General features: G+C 65.2%; 12 protein-coding genes. 7 read left to right on the top strand and 5 right to left on the bottom strand.

What is annotated here, in order from left to right:
- Positions 1-168 precede the first annotated feature (168 nt).
- The 5 genes from ACFOYU_RS26930 (at position 169) to ACFOYU_RS26910 (ending at position 5,755) form a co-directional block, all read left to right on the top strand.
- Positions 169-1,770, top strand: coding sequence for an ABC transporter substrate-binding protein (locus ACFOYU_RS26930; RefSeq protein WP_226739018.1), 1,602 nt, complete (start codon positions 169-171; stop codon positions 1,768-1,770).
- A 63-nt stretch (positions 1,771-1,833) separates the two neighbouring features.
- Entirely contained in the window at positions 1,834-2,844 is a 1,011-nt protein-coding gene (locus tag ACFOYU_RS26925; protein ID WP_226739016.1) for an ABC transporter permease subunit, read from the top strand.
- On the top strand, positions 2,841-3,752 hold the full coding sequence (locus tag ACFOYU_RS26920; protein ID WP_226739014.1) for an ABC transporter permease subunit: 912 nt from the start codon (positions 2,841-2,843) through the stop codon (positions 3,750-3,752). The genes ACFOYU_RS26925 and ACFOYU_RS26920 overlap by 4 nt, the downstream gene beginning before the upstream one ends.
- Positions 3,753-3,755: 3 nt before the next feature.
- Positions 3,756-4,775, top strand: a complete 1,020-nt coding sequence (locus ACFOYU_RS26915; protein ID WP_226739012.1) for an ABC transporter ATP-binding protein — start codon at positions 3,756-3,758, stop codon at positions 4,773-4,775.
- Positions 4,772-5,755 (top strand): peptide ABC transporter ATP-binding protein, encoded by a 984-nt coding sequence (locus ACFOYU_RS26910; RefSeq protein ID WP_377035896.1) that lies wholly within the window; start codon positions 4,772-4,774, stop codon positions 5,753-5,755. The genes ACFOYU_RS26915 and ACFOYU_RS26910 overlap by 4 nt, the downstream gene beginning before the upstream one ends.
- Positions 5,756-5,767: 12 nt before the next feature.
- Here the strand turns inward: ACFOYU_RS26910 and ACFOYU_RS26905 are convergent, their stop codons facing one another.
- The gene (locus tag ACFOYU_RS26905) at positions 5,768-7,807 is read right to left on the bottom strand and encodes an AI-2E family transporter (protein ID WP_226739008.1); all 2,040 of its coding nucleotides are present in this window, start codon (positions 7,805-7,807) and stop codon (positions 5,768-5,770) included.
- A 265-nt stretch (positions 7,808-8,072) separates the two neighbouring features.
- Between ACFOYU_RS26905 and ACFOYU_RS26900 the strand changes: the two genes are divergently transcribed.
- Positions 8,073-8,774: a dienelactone hydrolase family protein gene (locus tag ACFOYU_RS26900; protein ID WP_377035895.1), complete on the top strand. Its 702-nt coding sequence runs from the start codon at positions 8,073-8,075 to the stop codon at positions 8,772-8,774.
- Positions 8,775-8,901: 127 nt separating this feature from the next.
- Positions 8,902-10,977: a M3 family metallopeptidase gene (locus tag ACFOYU_RS26895; RefSeq protein WP_377035894.1), complete on the top strand. Its 2,076-nt coding sequence runs from the start codon at positions 8,902-8,904 to the stop codon at positions 10,975-10,977.
- 9 nt (positions 10,978-10,986) lie between these two features.
- On the opposite strand, the gene ACFOYU_RS26890 is transcribed toward ACFOYU_RS26895, so the two are convergent.
- The 4 genes from ACFOYU_RS26890 to ACFOYU_RS26875 all read right to left on the bottom strand — a co-directional run bounded on the left by ACFOYU_RS26890 (position 10,987) and on the right by ACFOYU_RS26875 (position 14,412).
- Complete coding sequence (locus tag ACFOYU_RS26890) at positions 10,987-11,166, bottom strand: hypothetical protein (protein WP_377035893.1); 180 nt, start codon at positions 11,164-11,166, stop codon at positions 10,987-10,989.
- A gap of 82 nt (positions 11,167-11,248) precedes the next feature.
- Positions 11,249-12,265: an aldose epimerase family protein gene (locus ACFOYU_RS26885; RefSeq protein WP_377035892.1), complete on the bottom strand. Its 1,017-nt coding sequence runs from the start codon at positions 12,263-12,265 to the stop codon at positions 11,249-11,251.
- 3 nt (positions 12,266-12,268) lie between these two features.
- Positions 12,269-13,147 carry an SMP-30/gluconolactonase/LRE family protein gene (locus ACFOYU_RS26880; RefSeq protein WP_226739003.1) on the bottom strand — a complete coding sequence of 293 codons (879 nt, stop codon included), beginning with the start codon at positions 13,145-13,147 and terminating at the stop codon, positions 12,269-12,271.
- Positions 13,148-13,218: 71 nt separating this feature from the next.
- Positions 13,219-14,412 carry an amidase gene (locus ACFOYU_RS26875; protein WP_377035891.1) on the bottom strand — a complete coding sequence of 398 codons (1,194 nt, stop codon included), beginning with the start codon at positions 14,410-14,412 and terminating at the stop codon, positions 13,219-13,221.
- Between the last annotated feature and the right edge of the window lie 123 nt (positions 14,413-14,535).

Here is a 14,535-nt window from a genome sequence, read left to right as displayed (position 1 = left end):
ATAATCGCGCAAAATTGAGGCGCCCGATTCCCTGCGCTTTAGGCACGAAATGGTATATTTTTTCGAAAAATTCTGGAAGGTGTTCGGGACAGATTGACTTTATTGAGGCTTCGCACCTTAACTCCGTCACAGAACGGTCATGAGTGGCCGTCTCAGAGGACCAATGTAATGAAGAAATCAGCTCTCTTCGCAGCGGTTTGCGTTCCGGCCTTCCTGGCCGCCGCTCCGCTTGCGGCCAAAACCCTCGTCTATTGCTCCGAGGGAAGCCCGGAGAACTTCTATCCTGGCGTCAACACCACCGGTACGTCTTTCGACGCCAGCGAGCAGATCTACAACCGCATCGTCGAGTTCGAGCGCGGCGGCACGAAGGTCGTCCCCAGCCTCGCCGAGCGTTGGGAGGTTTCCGAGGACGGCACCGTCTATACTTTCCATCTGCGCAAGAACGCCAAGTGGCACTCCAACAAGAACTTCAAGCCCACGCGCACGGCCAATGCCGATGACGTGGTCTTCATGTTCGAGCGCCAGTGGAAGGAAGAGAATCCTTACTTCAAGGTGACCAGCCCGAACCACTCCTACTTCAACGACATGGGCATGCCTGCCCTGCTGAAGTCGGTCGAGAAGGTCGACGACTACACCGTCCGCATCACCCTGAACCGTCCGGAAGCGCCGTTCCTCGCCAATCTCGCCATGATGTGGGCGAGCGTCCAGTCGAAGGAATACGCCGATGCGATGTTGAAGGCCGGAACGCCCGAGAAGATCGACCAAGAGCCGATCGGCACCGGTCCGTTCTCCCTCGTCCAGTACCAGAAGGACGCCATCATCCGCTACAAGGCGTTCCCCGAATACTGGAACGGCAAGGCGAAGATCGACGACCTCATCTTCTCGATCACCCCGGATGCCTCCGTGCGCTGGGCGAAGCTCCAGAAGGGCGAATGCCACGTCATGCCGTATCCGAACCCGGCTGACCTCGAGGCGATGAAGAAGGACGCCAACGTCCAGATCCTCGAGCAGCCCGGCCTGAACGTCGGCTACCTCGCCTTCCAGACCACCAAGAAGCCTTTCGACGACGTGCGCGTCCGCAAGGCCGTCAACATGGCCATCAACAAGAAGGCCATCGTCGACGCGGTGTTCCTCGGCAGCGGCGTTCCCGCCAAGAACCCGATCCCGCCGTCCATGTGGTCGTACAACGAGGCCGTGAAGGAATACGAGTACGATCCGGAAGCCGCTAAGAAGCTCCTGGCCGAAGCCGGCTACCCGAACGGCCTCGAGACGGACCTGTGGGCCATGCCGGTCCAGCGTCCGTACAACCCGAATGCGCGCCGCATCGCCGAGCTCATGCAGGCCGACCTCGCTAAGATCGGCGTGAAGGCCGAGATCAAGAGCTTCGAGTGGGGCGAGTATCGCAAGCGGGCCCAGGCCGGCGAGCACCAGATGGCTCAGCTCGGCTGGACGGGCGACAACGGCGATCCGGACAACTTCCTGCACACCCTGCTCGGCTGCGCCTCGGCACAGTCTGCTTCCGGCTCGAACATCGCGAAGTGGTGCCACAAGCCCTTCGACGATCTCGTGACGAAGGCGAAGGTCACGACCGATCAGGCCGAGCGCACCAAGCTCTACGAGCAGGCTCAGGTGATCTTCAAGGATCAGGCTCCCTGGTTCACCGTGGCTCACGCGGTACAGCTGAAGCCTGTCCGCAAGGAAGTCGTCGACTTCAAGCTCTCCCCCTTCGGTCGCCACACCTTCTACGGCGTGGATATCAAGGGCAAGTAAGCCTCAACACTCAACCTCTGGCGGAGCGGCCTCGGCGCCGCTCCGCCTTTTTACATTGCGACGATGCTCCGCTTCATTCTCACCCGCGTCAGCCTTGTCATCCCGACCTTCCTCGGGATCACGCTGCTCGCCTTCTTTCTCATCCGCCTCGTCCCGGGCGACCCCATCGAAACCCTTGCTGGCGAACGCGGGATCGACCCTGCACGCCACGAGCAGCTGCGCAAGGAATACGGCTTCGACCAGCCGATCCTCGTCCAGTACGGCATCTATCTTGCCCGTGTGCTCCAAGGGGATCTGGGCAAGTCGATGATCACCCAGGAGCCTGTTCTGAGCGAGTTCTCGGAACTGTTTCCAGCCACCATCGAGCTCGCGGTCTGCGCCATTCTCTTCGCCCTGCTGATCGGCCTCCCCGCCGGAATGCTGGCGGCCATCCGGCGAAATTCCATCTTCGACCACGGCGTGATGGGCATTTCGCTGACCGGATACTCGATGCCGATCTTCTGGTGGGGCCTGATCCTCATCCTGCTGTTCTCGGTCCAGTTCGACCTGACGCCGGTCTCGGGACGCATCGACGTTCTGTACTATATCGAGCCCATCACCGGCTTCCTGCTGATCGATACGCTCTTGTCCGAGGAAGAGGGCGCGTTCTGGTCCGCCGTCCGGCACCTGATCCTGCCGACGATCGTGCTCGGCACCGTTCCCCTGGCCGTGATCGCCCGCATGACGCGCTCGGCCATGCTGGAGGTGCTGGGCGAGGACTACATCCGCACGGCCAAGGCCAAGGGTCTGTCCCGCTTCCGCATCATCGCGCTCCATGCCCTGCGCAACGCCTTGATCCCGGTGGTCACGGTCATCGGCCTGCAGGTCGGCGTGCTCTTCACGGGCGCGATCCTGACCGAGACGATCTTCTCCTGGCCCGGGGTCGGCAAATGGCTCATCGACGCCATCTTCCGGCGCGACTATCCCGTGCTGCAGGGCGGCGCGCTCCTCCTCGGCATTGTCGTGATGAGCGTCAACCTGCTCGTCGATCTCACCTACGGCCTCATCAATCCGCGCATCAGGCACCACCGATGACCGCTGAAACCATGGAAGCTCCCCCGGCCGCCGCACATACGGCCACTCCTCCTCATCCACTGCGCGAGTTCTGGGGCTATTTCAGCGCCAATCACGGCGCCGTGGCCGGACTCGTCATCATCATCGCGGTGGTGCTGGTGGCTCTCCTGGCCGACGTGCTGGCGCCGCATTCGCCCTACGTGACCAATACGACAATCGCGCTCCAGCCGCCTTTCTGGCAGGAGGGCGGCTCCATCGCCTATCCCCTGGGCACCGATCCGATCGGCCGGGACATCCTGTCCCGTCTGATCTACGGCGCCCGCCTGTCCCTGCTCATCGGCATCGTCGTCGTGGCGATCTCCATCGTGATCGGCACCGTGCTCGGTCTCGTGGCCGGCTTCTTCCGGGGCCTGACCGAGATCTTCATCATGCGCCTGATGGACATCATCCTCACCCTGCCGAGCCTCCTCCTCGCCATCGTGATCGTCGCGGTGCTGGGTCCCGGCCTCATGAACTCCATGCTGGCGGTCGCCCTGGTGATTTTGCCGCATTACGTGCGCCTTGCGCGTGCGGCGGTCATCACCGAGACATCCAAGGATTACGTGACGGCGGCCCGTGTGAGCGGCGCCGGCACGGCGCGGCTGATGTTCAGGGAAGTGCTGCCCAACTGCACGGCGCCTCTCATCGTGCAGGCGTCCCTCGGCATCTCGACCGCGATCCTGGACGCCGCAGCCCTGGGCTTCCTCGGCCTCGGCGCTCAGCCGCCCTCGCCCGAATGGGGCACCATGCTGGCGGATGCCCGCGAATTCGTGCTCCGTGCCTGGTGGGTCGTGACCTTCCCGGGTCTTGCGATCCTCATCACGGTGCTTGCCTTCAATCTCCTCGGGGACGGTCTCCGCGACGCCCTCGATCCCAAACTGAAGCGCTAAGACATGGCCCTTCTCGAAATCGAAAACCTATCGGTCGAATTTCCGACCCAGGGCGGCGTCATGCGCGCCGTGGACGGAGTGAGCCTCACGCTCGACGAGGGCGAGGTGCTCGGCGTCGTCGGCGAATCCGGCTCCGGCAAGAGCGTCACGATGCTGGCCGTCATGGGCCTCATCCCGTTTCCTGGCCGCGTGAAGGCCGACAAGCTCACCTTCAACGGTCGCGATCTCCTGACCATGTCCGAATCCGAGCGGCGCAAGCTCACGGGCAAGGACGTGGCGATGATCTTCCAGGAGCCGACCACGAGTCTCAACCCGTCGTTCACCATCGGCTTCCAGCTTGCCGAGACCCTGCGCCTGCACGAAGGCATGGACCGCAAGGCGGCGCGGCGGCGGGCCATCGAGCTCCTGGAGCAGGTGGGCATCCCGTCGGCGGAAAGCCGCCTCTCGGCCTTTCCGCACCAGCTCTCGGGCGGCATGAACCAGCGCGTGATGATCGCGATGGCCATCGCCTGCAATCCGAAGCTGCTCATCGCCGACGAGCCGACGACCGCTCTCGACGTGACGATCCAGGCCCAGATCCTCGACCTTCTGATGACCCTGCAGAAGGAGCGGAACATGGCTCTCGTCATGATCACCCACAACATGGGCGTCGTCGCCGAGACGGCGCGGCGGGTGATGGTGATGTATGCGGGCCAGATCATGGAGGAGCGCTCGGCCGCCGATCTCTTCGACTCGCCTCAGCACCCCTATACGGCGGCCCTTCTCGCCGCCCTGCCGGAACGGAGCGAGGGCGCCACGCGCCTCGCCACCATCCCAGGCGTTGTGCCGGGTCTCTACGACCGGCCGAGGGGCTGCCTGTTCAGCCCGCGCTGCGCCTATGCGACCGAGCACTCGCGCAATGTGCGGCCTGACCTGAGGCCCTGGGCCGGCGGCCAGATCCGTTGCCACTATCCGCTCGGCGATCCGAACCGGAATGCCGAAATCCAAGCTGATCATCCTGTCGGAGCGGAGGCCGCATCGTGAGCGCCCCCATCGTTGAAGCCAAGGGCCTGAAGCGTGTCTACGAGGTGAAGCAGGGCCTGTTCAAGGAGCCCGGCCGCCTTCAGGCCGTGGGCGGCATCTCGTTTGCCATCGAGCCGGGCAAGACCCTGGCGGTGGTGGGCGAATCCGGCTGCGGCAAGTCGACCCTCGCCCGCATGGTGACCCTGATCGAGAAGCCGACCGAGGGCTCCCTCACCCTGGACGGTATGGACGCGGTCAATCCGCCGGCCGGCAAGGCCAAGGACCTGCGCCGCACCGTGCAGTTCGTGTTCCAGAACCCCTACGGCTCCCTCAACCCGCGCAAGAAGGTGGGCACGATCCTGGAGGAGCCGCTCGCCATCAACACCAATCTGCCGTCGGGCGAGCGCACCGAGCGGGCGCGTGCCATGATGGCGAAGGTGGGCCTGCGGCCCGAGCACTACAACCGCTACCCGCACATGTTCTCGGGAGGCCAGCGGCAGCGCATCGCCATCGCCCGCGCGCTGATGCTCTCGCCGAAGCTCGTCGTGGCCGACGAGCCGGTCTCGGCCCTGGACGTGTCGATCCAGGCGCAGGTCCTGAACCTCCTGGCGGATCTCCAGGCGGAGATGGGCCTCGCCTATCTGTTCATCTCGCACGATCTCGGCGTCGTCCGGCACATCGCCCACGATGTGCTCGTCATGTATCTGGGGCATGCGGTCGAGCAGGGGCCGAAGGAGCGCATCTATGCGCGTCCGCTCCATCCCTATACCCAGGCGCTCCTGTCTTCGACGCCCGGCATCACAGGCGTGAAGCGCAAGCGCATCGTGCTGAAAGGGGAGCTGCCCTCGCCCCTCAACCCGCCGCAAGGGTGCGTGTTCTCAACCCGCTGCCCCTATGTAACGGACCGCTGCAAGGTGGAGCGGCCGCAGCCCCGACTTCTCGACGGGCGCTACGTGGCCTGCCACTATGCGGAAAACTTCCTCAAGGAGACGGCGGCCTGACAAGCCGCCGGCTCATGCGGGCAGCGGCAGGCGCTTGACAGCCTCCGCTCCCTCCGCGGGCGGCGGCGCCGCCGGTGCGGCGCTGTTCTCGTCGGGCGCCTTGGCCTTGTTGGTGGCGACCTTCAGGCAGCAGACCACGCCGTCGCGCAGGGACGCGACGTAATAATCCGCCCCGAGAGTTTTGCGCAGCGCTTCGTCCTGCAGGACCTTGTCGTCGGCGGGCCACAATCCCACCAGAATGGGGGCATTGGGAACCTGTTTGCGCAGACGCCTCAGGAGATAGCGCAGATGCGCTGGCGTTCCGCCGATCTCGAGGTAGCAGACGCAGACCATCTGAACGCCGGTCGCATCGAGGTTGAAGATCGCGGCCCGCGAGACATCCGCGTGCGGAATGGTGCGGGTTCCGAGACCATGCTTGCCCAGGAGCTGGGCCAGCATGTCGGCGGCGGCATCATCGAGCGGCCCGCGGCCTGCGATGCACATGACGGCGCCGGACGCCCTCCAGGCGTCGGGAATGTCCTCCTCGCGCGGGTCGCCCTCGATCGCAGGCTCCTTGATGTCGGGCTTGGCACTCTGCGGCGAGGCAACAGGCTCGTCGTCGGTTTCGTCGGGCTCCGGCTCGATGTCGTCGTGGGTTCCCAGGTCATGCACGAGCGCCTGGGCGACTTCCTTCACCTGCTCGAGCTGGCGGCCCGTGAGCACACCGCGGTTCGCGTCGTTGGCCGCAAGCTGGAGCCCCTTGAGGGCCACTTCGTCGTAGTACGACGTGAGCGAGCGCTCCTTGAGGAGGACCTCGGCCGATTCCAGCGCCTCGTCCGGATCGCCCGCCAGCATGCGCTGGTAGAGGTTCTCGGCCGGTGTCAGGGCGGGGCGGTCGCCCAGGAGCACGTCGAGGAATTCCAGCCTCTCCACGTGCCGTCCGAGCACGACGAGACAGAGGGTCAGGGGGGTTGCGATGAGAAGGCCGACAGGGCCCCAGATCCAGGTCCAGAAGATCGCCGAGATCACGACCGCGAACGGGGACAGGCCCGTGCTCTGTCCATAGACCAGAGGCTCGACCACATGCCCCATCAGCGGCTCGCTGATCAGGAAGAGGGCCAAGGTCATGAGCGCCATGGACCAACCGGGATCGACCGCTGCGGCGAGCAGAACCGGGAAGGCGGCCGCCAGGAAGGAGCCGATATAGGGCACGAACCGCATGAGCGTGGTGAAGACGCCCCACAGGGCGGGGCTCGGCACGCCGATCAGCCACAGACCGATGCCGACGAAGACGCCGAAGGCCGAGTTGAGCGCCAGTTGGGTGAGGAAGTAGCGGCTGAGACGCCGCGCCGCATCGTCCATGGCGGCCGTGGTCCGATGCAGATCCGTCGAGCCGAACAGCCGGATCATCCTGTCCCGCAAGTCCTCCCGCTGCAGGAGAATGAAGATCAGGACCACGAAGACGATGCCTGTCGTCGTAAGCGGATGCAGCAGCGGCACGGCAATGCTTCGGGCGATCTCGAGGGGCGTAGGCTCCCGCTCATGCACCTCGACCGGGAGAGGCCCGGGCTCCGGCGCAGGCGGATCCGCCGGGACGGCGGCGGAGGACGCAGGGGGCGTCTCGACGGCCTCCTTTGTCCCCTCCTCCACGGCGCTGTTGAACTCCTTCAGCAGGGAGGGCAGGCGTCCGATCGTTCCTTCCCGCAGGGAGCCGACCTTTTCCCTGATGGTGGTCTGGTACCGCGGCAGGTCGGTGGCGAGCCCGGCAACCTGAAAGCCGATGACGGTGCCGAGCGCCACGATGATCCCGAGAGCGAGGAGAACCGCGATGATGACGGAGGGCACGCGGCCGAGATGCCAACGCCTCAGCAGGTCGACGAAAGGAGCCAGAACGAAGGCCAGGAGGATGGCGAGCACGACCGGCAGGAACACGTCCTGGCCGATATAGAGCGCCGCCAGGACTACGACGCTGACCGCCAGGGTCATCAGACCGCTGATGCCGGGGACGCCCGGCGGCTGGATCTCCGTCTCGGGCGGCGGTGGTACGGGAAGGGGCGCTCGGGCGGTCGGCATGGATTGGATCTCTGTCCGGCCCTGAGGGGATCCCAGCGGCCAGCACGACAACGCCCGGAACAGCCGAACGATCCTTGGCCGTTAGGCGAAGCGGATCGTGGGACCTTTTGCCGTCTCGGACAGGGGAAAGCCCGTTCCTATCTCTTTATCATCACGGTTGCCTAGCCCCACCGGATCCATGTCGATCACCAGACGAACGCTCCTGATCGGGACAGCTCTTGCTGCCTCCCCTCCTGCCCAATCCCAAGACGGAAAGCCAACCTCGATGCCTGTGACGGAACAACGCCAAACCTTCAGGAGCGGCGGCAGGTCCATCGCCGTCGACGTCTTCCAGACGAGCGGGACCGCGCCACGCCCGGCCGTGCTCATGCTCCACGGGGCCGACGGATTGAGCGGCCACGACCAGTATCGCGAGGGAGCGCGCAGTATCGCCGGCGCAGGATACCAGGTTCACCTTGTCCATTACCTCGACCGCACTGGCGAAAGGCGGGCTTCCTTCAGTACGCTGTTCCAGAACTTCCAGCTCTGGATGGAGACGGTAAACGATGCCCTTGCCTGGGTGTCCAGCCACGCGAATGCGGATTCCAGCCGCATCGGGATCGTCGGCATCTCCCTTGGTGCAGCCCTCGGTCTCGCCGTTTCGAGCGCAGACCGGCGCATCAAGGCGTTGGTGAACTATTTCGGTCCTCTGCCTCACGGGGCCATCGCGCAGGATGCCCGCCTGCCGCCCACTCTCATCCTGCACGGGGGCATGGATCCCATTGTTCCCGTCTCGAACGCCTATGCCATCGAGGCTCTCCTGCGGCAGCAGGCCGTACCGCACGAAATCAAAGTCTATCCCGAGCAGGCCCATGGCTTTCGGGGCGAGGCTCATCGGGATGCGACCCAGCGGGCGCTGGCTTTTCTCCGGCGCCATCTGTCCTCGGAAGCGGGCGCGGGGCCCTCGCCGTTTTCCGTGAACGGGTGAGATCATGAAGCTTCGCCATGCTGAGGCGGCTCGTCTTCACGTCTCGGGCATTTTGCGCCGACCGGGTCCACATCCGCGCAAAATGCTTTAAGACTCCGCCCAGCAACGACATCGGCAAGGAGATCCCATGACTGCATCCGACCAGGCCGGCACGGCCAACCCTCTCCTTCGCCCTTGGACGGGCCCGCACGGTCTTCCGCCGTTCGAGAGCATCGCGCCCGAGCATTTCAGGCCCGCCTTCGACACGGCTCTCGCCGAGCAGCAGGCGGAAATCGCCGCCATTGCCGGCAGCTCCGAGAAGTCCACCTTCGCCAACACCATCGAGGCGCTGGAACGGAGCGGCCTGGCACTGAAGCGTGTCGGCGGGGTGTTCTTCAACCTTGCGGGCTCGCACACGAACGATGCGATCCAGGCCATCGAGCGCGAAATGGCCCCGATCCTCGCCAAGCACCGCAACAGCATCTTCATGAACGAGGCGCTCTTCCAGCGCGTCGAAGCGCTCTACCGGGACCGTGAGCGCCTGGGCCTGAACCCGGAGCAGGCCCGGGTTCTGGACCGCTACCGCACGATCTTCATTCGCGCCGGCGCCCAGTTGGACCCCGAGAAGAAGAAGCGGTTGGCTGCCATCACGGAGCGGCTGGCCTCCCTCGGCACGCAGTTCGCCCAGAACGTCCTGGCCGACGAAAGGTCATACAAGCTCGTCCTCGACGGCGAGGCGGATTTGGCCGGCCTTCCCTCGTTCCTGCGCGAGGCCGCGGCGCAGGCCGCCGAGGATTCCGGGCTGAAAGGCAAGCACGTCATCACCCTCTCGCGCTCCAGCATCGAGCCGTTCCTGCAGTTCTCCAGCCGCCGCGATCTGCGGGAGCAGGCCTTCAAGGCCTGGGCGGCACGGGGCGATTCGGGCAATGCGACCGACAACAAGGCCATCATCGCCGAAATGGTGGCGCTTCGGGCCGAGCGGGCCAAGCTTCTGGGCTACGCAACCTTCGCCGATTTCAAGCTCGCCGACACCATGGCGAAGACACCCGATGCGGTGCTCAAGCTCCTCAACGAGGTCTGGACACCGGCCCGCGAGCGCGCACGGCGTGAGCGGGACGACCTGCAGACGCAGGCCCAGTCCCAGGGCGACAACATCGAAATCGCGCCCTGGGACTGGCGCTACTATGCCGAACAGGTACGCATGGCCCGGCACAATCTCGACGAGGCCACCATCAAGCCTTACTTCCAGCTCGACCGCATCATCGAGGCCGCTTTCGACACGGCCCATCGCCTGTTCGGTCTCACTTTCGAGGAACTGCAGGATTTCCCGCGCTACCATCCTGACATTCGGGCCTGGCAGGTCAGGGATTCAGGAGGAGCGCCGATCGGCATCTTCATCGGCGATTATTTTGCGCGGAGCTCCAAGCGCAGCGGCGCCTGGATGAGCGCCTTCCGCTCGCAGGAGCGGCTCACCGGCGACATTCGCCCCATCATCGTGAACGTGATGAACTTCGCCAAGGGCGGACCGGGCGAGCCCTCGCTGCTGAGCTTCGACGATGCGCGCACGCTCTTTCACGAATTCGGCCATGCCCTTCACGGCCTGCTCTCGAACGTGACCTATCCGCTGCTCGCGGGTACGAGCGTATCGACGGATTTCGTGGAGCTGCCGTCCCAGCTTTACGAACACTGGCTGTCGCAGCCGGACATTCTGCGCCGTTATGCAACCCACTACCGCACGGGCGAGCCGATCCCGGAGGAGCTGCTGCAGCGCCTGATGGCGGCACGCAACTTCAATCAGGGCTTTGCGACGGTCGAGTATCTGGCCTCCGCCTTCGTGGACATCGATCTTCACCGCCTTGCCGATCCGGGCGAACTGGATGCGGCCGCGTTCGAGAAGCAGTCCCTGGAGAGGATCGGCATGCCGCGCGAAATCATCATGCGGCATCGCACGCCCCATTTCGCCCACGTCTTTTCCGGCGACGGCTATTCTTCGGGTTATTACAGCTATCTCTGGTCCGAAGTGCTGGACGCGGATGCCTTCACGGCCTTCGAGGAAACGGGCGATGCCTTCAACGGCGAGCTGGCGGACAAGCTCAAGCGCTTCATCTATTCGGCCGGCAACCTTCGCGATCCGGCCGAGGCCTATAAGGCCTTCCGCGGTCGTCTGCCGACTCCGGATGCGCTGCTGGCGAAGCGGGGCCTGGTCGCGACCCCGGCGGCCTGAATGCGCCCCTCAGGGGCGCGTGGTGCCTTCCTGCAGAAATTCCTCGCGGCGCCGATCGGAGCGGATCTGCGCCGCGCCCTGTTTGGACTCGTCCTTGGGAGGCGACACGGGAGTGCGACGCAGGACGCCCAACAGGAAAGCCGCCCCTTTCGGGTCTGTCTTCAGGGCTTTCGCATCGAGCACCGGCATGGCGGATCTCCCTTTCTTGGCTTGTCGTTATTGTCGAGACGCAACGCCGCAAAGACAACCGTCACGCTGGCTGCCGGGTTCCTCACTCCGACGCGAATCGCAGCTCGCTGATCTGCCGGGACACCACTCCCGGCACCAAGATACACGGGGGAAAATGGGCCTTATTGGGGCCGTCGGGAAAACGCTGCGGTTCTAGGCAAAGCCCCGCGTGCGATCCGTACCGTGCTCCCCCCAGGCCCGGAACGGGAATGTCCAGCATGTGCCCGTCATAGAACTGGACGCCCGGCTCCGTGGTCCAGAGTTCCATCGCGAGGCCGTTCTTGAGCGATGTTAACGTAGCGGCATGGGCCAGCTCGCCGCCGTCGCTCTGGAGCACGTAATTGGTGTCGTACGAAATGCGCCGCTGCATCAGCTGCGCCGCGCCGATGGGCCGTAAGGTGGTGAAATCGTAGTCGGTGCTCTCCACCTTCCTGATCTCGCCGGTCGGGATGAGATCGGGCGTGGTGGGGGTGATGTAGTCCGCCTTGATCATCAGATGATGGGACGAGATGTCGGAGCTGCCATCCAGGTTGAAGTAGCCGTGCGTCGTGAGGTTGACCGGAGTGGGCCGGTCGCATGTGGCCTCCAGGGCGATCCGCACCGTCGCCGGCTCGTGCAGGGAGTAGGTGCAGGTGGCGATGAGGCGGCCCGGATATCCCATATCGCCGTCCTCGGATACGAGAGCGAGGGTCAGGCTGGAGGGCTGGTGGTCGATGATCGTCCACAGGCGGGTCCCGAAACCCCTGGAGCCGCCGTGAAGCTGATTGCGGCCTTCATTGGCATCGAGCCTGAATGCTTCCCCGTCCAGGGCGAAGCGGGCCTGCCCGATGCGGTTCGCGTAGCGCCCGACGATGGCGCCGAAATAGGGGGAGTGGGCAACGTAGTCCTCGATGGAATTGAGCCCCAGTACCGTTCTTTGAGGCCCTTCGGCGGCAGGCGCGATCAGGTCCCGCACCACGGCGCCCCAGGTCAGGACGCGCATCTCGATCCCGTCCGGCCCCTTGAGGGTGATTTCGAGGACGTCCTCCCCGTCGATGGAGCCGAACCGTTCGATCGTCATGGCTTATCCTTCGAAGATGTTCGTCTTCATGCCGCGGATGCCGGTCTCCACCACGAAGAGGTGGCCCGCCATGGGGTCGATATGCGGATCGTGGCCGATGGCCGCCGTGGAGATGTAGAGGGTGGTGAGATCCGGGCCGCCGAAAGCGCATTTCGTCACTTGCGCGGTAGGCACGGGGAGGATCCGCTCGATGGACCCGTCCGGAGCGAAGCGGCTGATGCGGGATCCGCCCCAGTGGCAGACCCACAGGTATCCCTCGGCATCGACGGCCATGCCGTCGGGATAGCCCCAGCCCTTCTCGAACTGGACGAAGCGGCGGGGCTCGCCGACACGGCCCTGGTCCAGATCGAGGGCATAGATCGTCCCGCCCATGGTGTCCGTGGCGTAGAGCGTCTGCCCGTCATGGCTGATGGCGGGGCCGTTGGTGACGATGAAGCCCTTGTGGAACTGGGCCAGCTCCTTGCCGTCCCAGCGCCAGAACGATCCGGTGGGATGCTCCTCCTCATCGTCCATGGTGCCGAAGTAGAGCGCGCCGTCGTGTCCCACATCCCCGTCGTTGATGCGGTTTCCCGGCTGCTCGGGCTCGGGGGAGACGAGCGGCTGGACCGTGCCGTCACGCAGGTCGAACCGCGCGATGCCCTTCTTGAACCCGGCGACCACCACATCCGGGTCAGCCGTGAGGGCCACGAAGCCGACCCGTTCGGGAGCCCCGATCCGGGAGTGCTCGCCCGTCTCCGGGTGATAGCGCCAGATGCCCGGGTTCTTGATGTCGACCCAGAACACGGTTCCGGTCCTGTGGTCCCAGAGGGCCCCCTCGCCGACCGTGCAGGCGCTTGCCACGGCGACATGCGGCGTTTCCGGATGAACGACTGGATTGGTCATGTGTCCCCCTCAGCCCCCGCTTCGGCTTCTCTCGTCCTGCCGGTAACTCTGGTGCCCGGATCTCGGTTCGATCAGGCCGAGGCCCCATCCGCAATCCGGGCGGCAAGGGCAACGAGGCTCAGATCGGAACCGGCCGGCCCCATGATCGAAATCCCCAGAGGCGCTCCGAGGCGCGAAGCGAGGGGAATCGAGACCTGCGGCAGGCCCGACAGAACCGACAGGCAAAGCAGGTTTATGGCGTTGTTGCGATAATCGTTCAGCGCCTCGTCGCTCTCCGAGAGCAGAGGCGCCACATCGGGCATGGTGGGCAGGATCAGCACCCCATCCCTGCCGAACAGGGCTTCGAAGCGCTCCCGGAAGGCGCTCCGGATCGCCTGCGCCTCGGTCACCTGTCGATCCGTGACGCCCCGCGAGAACTCGAACCGGTCCCCGACGCCCGGGCCGAGGGGCGGCCGGTAGCGCTCGATCATGGCGCCGTCGACGGTCCAGGCCTCCCGGCTCTGGATGTAGCGCATGCCCCAATAGAGCGAGGTGAAACCGTCCGGCGCGACGTCCTTTTCGTCAGGCTGCCCCAGAACGGCCTCGATGCGGCGAAGGGCAGGCGCAAGGGCCTCCCGCACGGTGCCGTTGAGCAGCCCGAAGGCGTCCCTGGCCAGGAGAGCCCTGGGTTTTTCCGGGAGGGGAACCCGATCCTCCCCGAGCAACACCTCGCCGACACGGACGAACGTGGCCCCATCCCGGGTGAAATATCCGCAGGTGTCGAAGGACGGCGCCAGATCGTGGCAGCCCTCCAGGCTGACGCGGCCATGGGTCGGGCGGATGCCGAAGAGCCCGCAATGGCTGGCCGGCGCCCGCACCGACCCGCCCGTATCGGTTCCGAGGGCGAAATCGCAGAGCCCGTTGGATACGGCAGCCGCGGAGCCGGACGAGGAGCCGCCGGGAATCCGGTCCGGCGCACCCCCGTTCACCGGCGTGCCGAAATGGGCGTTCTTGCCGCTCATGGAAAAGGCGAGCTCGTCCGTGATCGTCTTGCCGACGAGGCGGGCGCCCGCTTCGAGGAGCCTCTGCACCGTCGGGGCCGTCCGGGTCTTGATGCCCGACATCGCGAGCATGTGGGGCGACCCGCTGCTCGTCGGATAGCCCGCCACGTCGAACAGGTCCTTCGCGGCGAAGGTCAGCCCTGAAAGCGGTCCGCGGTCGGCATGGGGCACCGCAGCGGCCGGATAGGGCATGAAGGCACGGGCGGGATCGGCATCGAGCAGCATGGAAACCTTGATCAGCGTGAGGGGAAACGGGGCATCACTTTGTCACCCGCCCGGAGGGGCAGCAAGGCAGGAATTCCGGCCTTGAGCCGCAATAAGTCTTCCTTCACGTCATGAATGGCCCTA

It is taken from the genome of Microvirga sp. GCM10011540 (assembly GCF_042650665.1).
GTDB lineage: Bacteria > Pseudomonadota > Alphaproteobacteria > Rhizobiales > Beijerinckiaceae > Microvirga > Microvirga lenta.
The sequence above is the reverse complement of the archived record's forward strand: the minus strand, read 5'-3'. Positions and strand labels throughout refer to the sequence as shown.